At 41.1% G+C, this 10,458-nt stretch carries 8 protein-coding genes; all 8 read left to right on the plus strand.

Annotation, left to right across the window (positions count from 1 at the left end):
- Window positions 1-195: 195 nt before the first annotated feature.
- The 8 genes from SYJ56_RS11010 (at window position 196) to SYJ56_RS11045 (ending at window position 10,452) form a co-directional block, all read left to right on the plus strand.
- Window positions 196-2,424 carry a heavy metal translocating P-type ATPase gene (locus SYJ56_RS11010; RefSeq protein WP_323834146.1) on the plus strand — a complete coding sequence of 743 codons (2,229 nt, stop codon included), beginning with the start codon at window positions 196-198 and terminating at the stop codon, window positions 2,422-2,424.
- A 183-nt stretch (window positions 2,425-2,607) separates the two neighbouring features.
- On the plus strand, window positions 2,608-2,817 hold the full coding sequence (locus tag SYJ56_RS11015; RefSeq protein ID WP_323834147.1) for a heavy-metal-associated domain-containing protein: 210 nt from the start codon (window positions 2,608-2,610) through the stop codon (window positions 2,815-2,817).
- A gap of 115 nt (window positions 2,818-2,932) precedes the next feature.
- Window positions 2,933-3,718, plus strand: a complete 786-nt coding sequence (locus tag SYJ56_RS11020; RefSeq protein ID WP_323834148.1) for an AAA family ATPase — start codon at window positions 2,933-2,935, stop codon at window positions 3,716-3,718.
- A 119-nt stretch (window positions 3,719-3,837) separates the two neighbouring features.
- Window positions 3,838-4,272: a CHY zinc finger protein gene (locus SYJ56_RS11025; protein ID WP_323834149.1), complete on the plus strand. Its 435-nt coding sequence runs from the start codon at window positions 3,838-3,840 to the stop codon at window positions 4,270-4,272.
- Between the two features lie 156 nt (window positions 4,273-4,428).
- Window positions 4,429-4,845: an HYC_CC_PP family protein gene (locus tag SYJ56_RS11030; RefSeq protein WP_323834150.1), complete on the plus strand. Its 417-nt coding sequence runs from the start codon at window positions 4,429-4,431 to the stop codon at window positions 4,843-4,845.
- Window positions 4,846-4,941: 96 nt separating this feature from the next.
- On the plus strand, window positions 4,942-8,766 hold the full coding sequence (locus SYJ56_RS11035; RefSeq protein ID WP_323834151.1) for an efflux RND transporter permease subunit: 3,825 nt from the start codon (window positions 4,942-4,944) through the stop codon (window positions 8,764-8,766).
- Window positions 8,763-10,004: a TolC family protein gene (locus tag SYJ56_RS11040; protein WP_323834152.1), complete on the plus strand. Its 1,242-nt coding sequence runs from the start codon at window positions 8,763-8,765 to the stop codon at window positions 10,002-10,004. The genes SYJ56_RS11035 and SYJ56_RS11040 overlap by 4 nt, the downstream gene beginning before the upstream one ends.
- The gene (locus SYJ56_RS11045) at window positions 9,994-10,452 is read left to right on the plus strand and encodes a DUF305 domain-containing protein (RefSeq protein ID WP_323834153.1); all 459 of its coding nucleotides are present in this window, start codon (window positions 9,994-9,996) and stop codon (window positions 10,450-10,452) included. The genes SYJ56_RS11040 and SYJ56_RS11045 overlap by 11 nt, the downstream gene beginning before the upstream one ends.
- Window positions 10,453-10,458: the final 6 nt, after the last annotated feature.

The following is a 10,458-nucleotide window of genomic DNA, read 5'->3' on the forward strand; positions in this document are numbered from 1 at the left end:
AAATTCAAAGTCCAGCTTCTGGAGAAGCAGGACAACATCAATATTTTTTCTCTGCGACCTCTGCGTAATCCTCTGTGGTCACTGTGGTGAATACCCCCGACCTCCCAAAATCTTATAACTTTTCCACAAAATTCCATAACACTACCCTCCCCGACTCTTCCTAAGTTTGTAATGTCGAATAAAGACAGACAACTCATGGAAGAAGCAACTCAAACATTACATAAAGAGACTTTCCCAGTCACCGGCATGACATGCGCAGCTTGTGCGTCCAGTGTGGAAACAATTCTAGCACATACAGATGGAGTGAAATCCGCCCAAGTCAATTTCGCTTCAAGTACTGTTTTGGTAGAATACTCGGATGAAATAAATCCTGAAGGCCTGAACGAAGCGCTTTCAGCAATTGGGTATGGTCTTATCACGGAAACAGAAAATGCGGATGAAACTGTCTCAACAAACCAAGCTGAACATTACCAAAAACTAAAAAGACATACAATCGGAGCAGCTATTTTAACCCTTCCTATTTTCATTATAGGAATGTTTTTCATGCATTGGAATCCAGGAACGTGGATTTCTCTTGCTTTAGCAATACCAGTACTTTCGGTTTTTGGAAGAAGATTCTTCATCAGTGCGTGGAAACAGGCTACACATAAAAGTGTAAACATGGACACACTGGTGGCACTGAGTACAGGAATAGCTTTTATTTTCAGTCTTTTCAACACTTTATTTCCAGAGTTTTGGGTGAGCAGGGGTTTTGAACCGCATGTCTATTACGAAGCGGCCACAGTGATCATCACCTTTATCCTATTTGGGAAGATGCTGGAAGAAAAAGCGAAGTCAAAAACTTCCTCAGCACTCAAAAATCTAATGGGACTTCAGCCAAAAACCTTGAAAGCAATTGTCGCTGGTGAGGAAAAAGAAATCCCGATATCCGAAGTTCAGAAAGGCTATGAAATCATCGTACGTCCGGGAGAAAAAATACCAGTGGATGGTAAAGTGCTCTCAGGAAATTCCTTTGTGGATGAAAGCATGATCAGTGGTGAACCCCTGGCAGTGGAGAAATCAGAAAATGATAAAGTGTTCGCAGGTACTATCAATCAAAAGGGGAGTTTTCACTTCAAAGCCGAGAAAGTCGGGAGTGAAACCCTTCTAGCCCAAATCATCAAGCGTGTGCAGGAAGCACAGGGCAGCAAGGCTCCAGTTCAGAAATTGGTGGATAAAATTGCCTCTATCTTTGTTCCTGTAGTCATCGGGATATCAATTTTGACCTTTGCAGTTTGGATGATTGTCGGTGGCGAAGATGCGTTATCCCATGCATTCCTCAACGCAGTTGCCGTACTGGTAATCGCATGTCCCTGTGCACTGGGTTTGGCTACACCTACTGCTATTATGGTTGGAATCGGGAAAGGCGCTGAAAACAATATTCTGATCAAAGACGCTGAAAGCCTAGAAATAGCCCACAAAGTCAATGCAATTATTCTGGATAAAACAGGGACAATTACTGCCGGAAAACCAACTGTTTCCAACATCAACTGGGAAAGCGAGGAGATACAAAGGCAATTTGCTCCTGTCCTACTCGCAATTGAATCCAAGTCAGAACATCCTTTGGCAGAAGCGGTAAGCAAAAAACTTATCGAAGAAGGAGTTAAATCTGAAGCAATCGAAGATTTTCAAAGCTTAACAGGAAAAGGAGTACAAGCGAAAAATCGAGCTGGAGAATCCTTCTATATTGGAAATTCCAAACTGATCCAGTCACATGGAATCTCGATGAATTCTGAATTGGACACGCTTGCTAATACATGGAGTAAAGAAGCAAAAACAGTTGTTTTCTTTGCTAATGAAAAATCTGTGCTTGCTGTATTAGCAATTTCCGATGAAATCAAACCTAGCTCTAAATCAGCTATTCAAAAGCTAAAAGAAAAGGGAATTGATGTGTACATGCTTACTGGCGATAATCCGCAGACAGCCAGTGCAGTTGCAAAGCAAGTCGGTTTGACTGATTTCAAAGCAGAAGTGATGCCTTCTGATAAATCTGAGTTCGTGAAAGGACTTCAGGCTAAAGGAAAAATTGTAGCCATGGTCGGGGATGGAATCAATGATTCGGAAGCGTTGGCACAAGCTGATGTCAGCATAGCAATGGGGCACGGTTCGGACATTGCGATGGATGTGGCCAAAATGACCATCATTTCCTCAGACTTGGAAGTCATTCCCAAAGCATTGAATTTATCCGATCAAACTGTTCGGGGAATAAAGGAAAACCTATTCTGGGCATTTATTTACAATGTGATCGGTATACCAATTGCCGCAGGCGTTCTTTATCCAATCAATGGATTCCTGCTCGATCCCATGATCGCGGGTGCGGCTATGGCCTTTAGCTCTGTGTCAGTAGTATTGAACAGTCTTAGACTGAAAAGTAAACGTATCTAGTCTAGTAGCAAGTATCGAGACATTAGATTCAAGAGTTTAGAACCAAGAAAAAGAAGTATCAAGTAGCTAGTATGAAGAATCTAAACCGGATATAACCCTTCGACTTCCTGCCTACCGAGCCAGGTAGGCGCTCAGGGTGACAGCTAAAACATAAAAACTTTACAACTTTAAAATTCAAATAAAATGAAAACTCAAAAATTCAAAACTAATATCGCCTGCAGCAACTGTCTTGCAAAAGTAACTCCAGTCCTAAATGCCGAGCCCAAAATAAATTCATGGGAGGTGGATTTGCAAAGTGAGGACAGAATCCTCACAGTAGATTCTGATGACATCACGGCAGATGAAGTATTCAAAACTGTCTTGAAAGCAGGATTTATCGCAAAACCGGAATAAATTAATTGCTGCCCGATGCTGGACTGCAGCTCGGGATTTGTAATCCCGAGCTGAGCTATTATCCCCGAATTTGTGTGCTACCCGGCTTTTATCCAATTCTAACCACCAAATCTCTATGTACTTCCTCCATCAGATCCATCTTCCCACAGGGAGAAACTCTCAGTTTCCCTTTTCTATAAAGTCTTTGGCTGAATTGGGCACTATGACTTTCGAAAATCCGATAACGATTTTTGTTGGGGAAAATGGATCTGGAAAGTCAACCCTTTTAAAAGCGTTGGCTATCAAGTTGAATTTGCCTGCGATTGGCAGTACAGATTTGGAACAAGACGACACACTTGATGGAGTCAAATCCTATGGAGAAAGTATAGTCACCCGATGGAATAATAAAGCTTATCGTGGCTTTTTCTTTAGGGCTGAAGATTACTTTGGCTTTGTGAAGCGCCTTAGGAATTTGGATGATGAACTCAAAGGTGATATCGTAGATTTCGAAAAAAGATTGAGTGGGACTGGATTAAAATTGGCTGTGGGAGCTGTTCATGGTCAAAAAGAAGCGCTACTTCGGAAATATGGAAATCTTACAGAAGTATCACATGGAGAGGGATTTCTGAAGGTTTTAGAGGGTAGATTGCAAGCAGAAGGAATTTACATGATTGACGAACCTGAGGCTGCACTTTCTCCTCAGCGGCAATTGGCACTTTTCTCCCTGATCAAAAATCTGGCAGAAAATCATGGTTGTCAGTTTATCATCGCCACTCACTCCCCTATCTTAATGACGCTTCCTAATGCGACGATATTTCAGTTTGGAGATAAAATCGAGAAAGTTAATTATCAGGAGACAGAGCACTTTACGATCTTGAAAAACTTCCTCAATAATCCTGAGGCTTTCTTAAGGTATTTGTAGCTGTATGGAATATGTGATAAGGTTTTAATAGGTACAGAGAAAAACCTTCGAGGTTTTAGAAACCCCAAAGGTTAACTACCTTCACTTTGCAAATGATGAAACAGTCCCCAAGAACATCAATGAAAACCCTACTAATTACCTTACTTATACTTTTTTCCAACAATATTCTAGCCCAACAAGCTGTTTTGCTTCCAATTGTAAAATCAGAAATAAAAGGAATAAATATCTACGGAAAAACCGTCGATAACCAGACCCGATGTCAGCACTGGCATTCGGATCTGGATGTTATTGCTATCAAATTCAAGTGCTGCGAAAAGTACTATCCATGCTATTCATGCCATGAGGAAGAAGCTGATCACAAGCCGGAAGTTTGGCCAAAAACTGAGTTTGACACCAAAGCGATTCTCTGTGGAGTATGTGGTACGGAACTGACAATCTCGGAATATCAGGAAAGTGGAAACACCTGTCCTAAGTGCACTGCTGCTTTCAATCCCGGTTGTAGCAAGCATTATCATTTGTACTTTGAGACGGAAAAAAAGCTGGAAGACCGATGACCGAAATAACCAAAGAGTAATTAATATAAACGGAGTACTATTAATCCACAACCAAAAGCCAACATCAGATAAGGTGATGTGGATTAACACCTTACTTTACTGAACTCTTAAATATAAAAGCAAACACTATCCCAATAATTACGTAATTTTAAGCAATTGAAAAAGCAGATTTCCATAGCGCTCGCTTTCTTGCTGATGTTTTCTAGCATCGGTATAGCAAAGAGTTCCCATTTTTGTATGGGTATGGAAATGGTGTCAGAATTTGGATTGGCAATCAAACATTTGGATTGCGGAATGGCCTCACAAAATCCTCATAAATCCTCAGATGCACATCAAAGCATAATCCCAGATGATTGCTGTCAAAATCAATTCGAGTTGGTTCATAACGATATTGACCAAACCGTCAAAGTTCTTAAGGTTGATGCTACCCAACTTATTTTTATCGCTGCATTTACTCACTCATTTATTTTCGAGCTTGCTCCATTTATCGTTGCTGAGCAGCCGAAACCCTACTTAACTCCCCCCTTGATTGATAAGGACTTTAGTGTCCTCTTCCAATCGTTTTTGATTTAATATTTCCTGGTTACAGGTCATACGACCTCTTTTTAGCTAATGATTTTCAATTAGTTAGTACAATCATTTAGTGTTTCTTTTTTCCAGGATTAAATCATGCTAAACTCAATCATCAAGTTTTTTCTTGAAAACAAACTTGTTACAGTTTTACTCATTTTACTAATAGTAATGTGGGGAATAGTGACAGCTCCATTTGGATGGAAAGTTGGGGCTCTGCCTTCCGATCCAGTCCCTGTGGATGCCATCCCTGATATCGGTGAAAACCAACAAATCGTATTTACCCAATGGCCTGGGAGATCGCCTCAAGACATAGAAGATCAGATCTCATATCCGCTCACTACTTATTTATTGGGAGTTCCCGGTGTTAAATCAATACGTAGCTCGTCTATTTTCGGATTTTCAAGTATCTACATCATCTTCAACGAGGAGACAGAGTTCTATTGGTCTCGATCCCGAATTCTTGAGAAACTCAATTCACTTCCTGCCGGTCTACTTCCTGATGAAGTTCAACCTGGATTAGGACCTGATGCCACTGCTCTTGGTCAAGTTTATTGGTATACGCTGGAAGGACGAGATCAAACAGGCAATCCAACTGGCGGATGGGATCTGCATGAAATAAGAACTGTGCAAGATTTCTTTGTAAAATATGGATTGAACGCCGTTGAAGGTGTTTCCGAGGTAGCTTCTATTGGAGGTTTTGTGCAGGAATATCAGGTAGATGTAAATCCAGACGCCTTAAAGGCCTATGATATCCCCCTGACTAAAGTAATGATGGCTGTAAAGCAATCCAACCGTGACGTGGGTGCCAAGACAATTGAAATCAATCAAGCCGAATATTTAGTTCGTGGATTGGGCTATGTCAAATCCATAGAAGATCTGGAACTTGCGGTAGTAGCCGTGCAAGATAATGTCCCTATTCGTATCAAAGACATAGCAGTAGTCAGCTTAGGCCCGGCAACCAGAAGAGGACTCTTGGATAAGGATGGTGCCGAAGTAGTAGGCGGAGTAGTTGTGGCCAGATATGGCTCGAACCCATTGAAAGTTATCAATCAGGTAAAAGAGAAAATAGCTGAAATCGCACCTGGACTACCTAAAAAAACACTAGCAGATGGCAGAGTCAGTCAACTGACGATTGTTCCATTCTATGACCGATCAACTCTGATTCAAGAAACCCTAGGAACATTGGAAGAAGCGCTGTCCTTGGAAATATTGATAACTATTCTAGTGGTGATCGTAATGGTTTATAATCTAAGAGCCTCCATCCTTATTTCAAGCCTATTGCCTATTGCTATTCTGATGGTATTCATTGCAATGCGATATTTTGGTGTAGACGCCAATATTGTGGCACTTTCAGGAATAGCCATTGCCATTGGTACGATGGTGGATTTGGGAATTATACTTTCCGAAAACATCATTAAGCATATTGACGAAGCACCACCTGGGCAGAAACTGATCACTACCATCTATAATGGATCATCTGAAGTGTCTAGTGCAATTCTTACTGCAGTTTCCACCACAATTGTAAGTTTTGTACCGGTATTCACCATGGAAGCTGCTGAGGGAAAGCTGTTCGGGCCTTTGGCTTATACCAAATCCTTTGCATTAATCGCAGCTTTAATCGTGTCTCTTCTTATACTTCCGAGCATTGCACATACATTTTTTGGTTTTAAGATTAGTAATCCTAAATACAGAAGAGCTGGAAATAGCTTGCTCATCCTTTGTGGAATTGTTTCACTTTTCTTCGGTTTTATTTGGGCAGGTAGCTTACTGATTTTCCTTGCAGGAATAGCATTGATGCGAGAATATGTAGCGTACAGGAAAATCAGCATTCCTGGTAGATTTAAATCCATTTATGCAAATCTGGAAATTATCGTAGTCATCGCTGGTGTGCTTTGGTTACTGGCAGGCTACTGGCTACCTCTTGGCGCTAGTAAATCCACCTTGCTCAACTTTGTATTTGTTGCATTGTTGGTCAGTCTTATTCTTGGTGCATTTATTCTGTTGGAATACAACTATAAGAAAGTGCTGACCTGGTGTCTTGATCACAAAGGAGCTTTTTTGACTATTCCAGCAATCATCATTCTGTTTGGGACAATGATTTGGATTGGCTTCAACAGTACCTTTAGCGTGATCCGTAAGGCTACAAATACCGTTGGTTGGAATATTCAGGACACGAAGGCTTGGTCCGGATTGGCTCATACTTTTCCTGGAATGCAAAAGGAATTCATGCCTTCTCTGAATGAGGGAAGCTTTTTGCTAATGCCTACAGCCATGCCGCATTCGGGAATAGCTTACAACCGAAAAGTCATTGGCCAACTAGACATGCTATTGACCAATATACCGGAAGTTGATCTAAGCGTGGGTAAACTTGGCAGAGCTGAAACGGCACTGGATCCTGCTCCCATTTCAATGTATGAGAATGTGATCAACTATAAGCCTGAATACTTACTAAATGAAAAAGGGCATAGACAGCGGTTCAAAGTAAATAAGGACAACAGATTCATTCTTACTACTGGTGACACGATCTCCAATACTAATGCGCTTATACAGCAAATTCCGCTATCTCAACTTATTGCAGATGAAGGTGGCATGTACTATAGAAACTGGCGGGAGCATATTAAATCTCCTGATGATATTTGGAATGAAATTGTTGCTGTCACCAAAATCCCAGGAATCACTTCGGCTCCAAAATTACAACCAATAGAAACTCGACTGGTCATGCTACAGACTGGCATGCGGGCTCCCATGGGCATGAAAGTATACGGCCCAAACTTACAAACTATTGAGGATTTTGGCATTCAGGTAGAAAACATACTCAAACAGGTGCCCTCGGTAAAAACCGAAGCTGTCTTTGCTGATCGAATCGTGGGTAAGCCATACTTACATCTAAATATAAATCGGGAGCAAATAGCACGATATGGTCTAAGCATTGAAGACGTGCAAGCTGTAATTGAAACTGCAATCGGAGGGATGAAAATCACTACCACTGTGGAAGGAAGGGAGCGGTTCCCTGTTCGTGTCCGCTACCCGAGGGAGCTACGTGACGATCCGGAATCTATGGGAAAAATATTGATCCCAACTCCTACTGGCACCCAAATCCAACTTAGCCAAATCGTAGATTTTGAATATTTAAAGGGGCCTCAAGCTATCAAAAGTGAAGAAACATTTTTGGTGGGCTATGTGCTTTTTGATAAAAAAGATGGTTTCTCAGAAGTTACAGTTGTCGAAGATGCTAGAAACCTAATCCAAAGTAAAATTGATGCCGGAGAACTGGAAGTGCCAGCAGGTGTCACTTTTAAGTTTTCTGGAAGTTATGAAAATCAAGTCCGCGCTGAAAAACGGCTGGGTGTAATTGTTCCTTTGGTATTGTTTATCATATTCCTGATCCTCTATTTCCAATTCCGATCGGTAACTACATCGTTGATGGTCTTTACCGGAATCGCCATGGCTTTCAGCGGTGGATTTATTACACTCTGGCTTTATGGACAAGGATGGTTTGGAGATTTCAGTCTTTTTGGAACAAATTTCAGAGACCTCTTCCAAATACATACCATTAATTTGAGTGTTGCGGTCTGGGTAGGATTCATCGCTTTGTTTGGTATAGCGACCGATGATGGAGTACTCATGGCTACTTATTTGGACCAGAGTTTTAAGCGCAATAAGACTGATAATCTAAAAGGTATTAGACTGGCAATTGTCGAAGCTGGTCAGCGTAGGATCAAGCCTGCTATTATGACCTCAGCGACTACAATCATCGCTTTGCTTCCAATTCTCACTTCCTCCGGTCGAGGATCTGACATCATGATTCCAATGGCTATTCCTGCCTTCGGAGGGATGATCGTTGCAGCTATCACCTACTTTATTGTCCCTGTGTTGTATTCAATACGGGAAGAGCGAAAACTTAAAAATCAAACAGCATGAAAGTCATCGTATTCTCTATAATGCTAGGATTGCTACTGAACTTCTATGGATCAGCGCAAACTTTGGAAAACTATTTCCAGATCGCCGCCGAAAGTAATCCAGGGCTGAAAGCAAAATACAAAGCTTTTGAAGCTGCTATGCAAAAGATTCCGCAAGCGAATGCGCTAGCCGATCCAAACCTGTCATTTGGATATTTTATCTCTCCGGTAGAAACCAGAGTTGGTCCACAACGCATGCGATTCTCTCTCACGCAGATGTTTCCCTGGTTTGGGACACTCCGCACTCAGGGCGATATGTCCACTGTGCTAGCAGAGGCTAAATACCAAGAATTTTTGGACGCACGAAACATGCTTTATAGTCAAATTTCAGCAGTGTATTATCCCCTTTTGGAAACGAATGAACTGATTGAAATCGAAGAAGAGAATCTCCAAATTCTTACTACCTACAAATCCATTGCAACTTCAAAATTTGAAAATGGAATTGGATCATTAGCGGATGCACTTCGAGTGGAAATCATGAAAACCAGCTCTGGAACCAATTTGGAGGTGCTAAATCAGAAAATTCAATCTTCAAGTGCCTGGCTTAACTCGTTACTTGGAAGAGCCTATGATTCACCGATTGAATTTGCAGAAAGACTTGTTATACCAAACTCCCCTACGCAAGTTTCACTTGACTCCATTCAGAACAATCCTCTCCTGGAAAATATAAATCTAAAAATCAAAGCCAGTGAACTCAGCAAAGAACTGGCAACTAAGCAGGGATTGCCTAAGCTAGGTGCAGGAGTAGATTATGTCATTGTGGATGAAAGAAAAGACATGACACTACCAGATAATGGTAAAAATGTCTTTATGCCAATGGTCACAATGAGCATTCCTATTTTCCGGGGCAAATACGATGGAGCTAAAAAAGAGGCCGAACTACTTGCTGAATCCTATCAAGCCGAAAAACAAAACATCTCAAATCAGCTCTATGGCTCTTTCTACAGATTCAAAGTAGAAATGGAAATTCAGCTTGACTTAATTGCCTCCTATGATCGGCAGATACAAACAAGCGAACAAACGCTGGAATTATTGTATCAGGCTTACTCGAATTCAGGAAAGGACTTTGAAGAAGTATTACGACTGCAACAACAATTGTTGGAGTATAAAAAAATGAAGGCCAAAGCAGCAGTGGCATTCTATACCGCAGAGGCACAACTTAATTACTTAACCGCTAAAGAATACTACTATGAAAAATAACAATTATCTAAAATTCTCCGCAATGATGGCTATTTCTTTCGTCATCATGTATGCAGTAATGTTTTTAAACGCAGACCTATTCGAGCATGTCATGCTGAGTACTACCCGAACCTACATGACTTTATTGATGATTGCTCCGATGGCTATCTCTATGATACTTTTCATGTGGGGGATGTATGAAAACAAGAAAGCAAATTATCTTATTCTCGGGACTGCAGTAATTCTATTTTTAGGCACCTTGACCATGCTCAGAAATCAAACTTTAATCTCTGATATTCAATGGATGAAAGCAATGATCCCACACCACTCTTCAGCGATAATGGTCAGTCAATCGGCTCATCTAAATGACCCAGAAGCTCAACAACTGGCAAAAGATATCATTGAAGCTCAAAAGAAAGAGATAGCGCAGATGCAGGGAATGATCAAAAGACTTCAAGATTCAGAATAAGAAACC

Source organism: Algoriphagus aurantiacus (genome assembly GCF_035156405.1).
In the GTDB taxonomy this organism is placed as follows: Bacteria; Bacteroidota; Bacteroidia; order Cytophagales; family Cyclobacteriaceae; genus Algoriphagus; species Algoriphagus aurantiacus.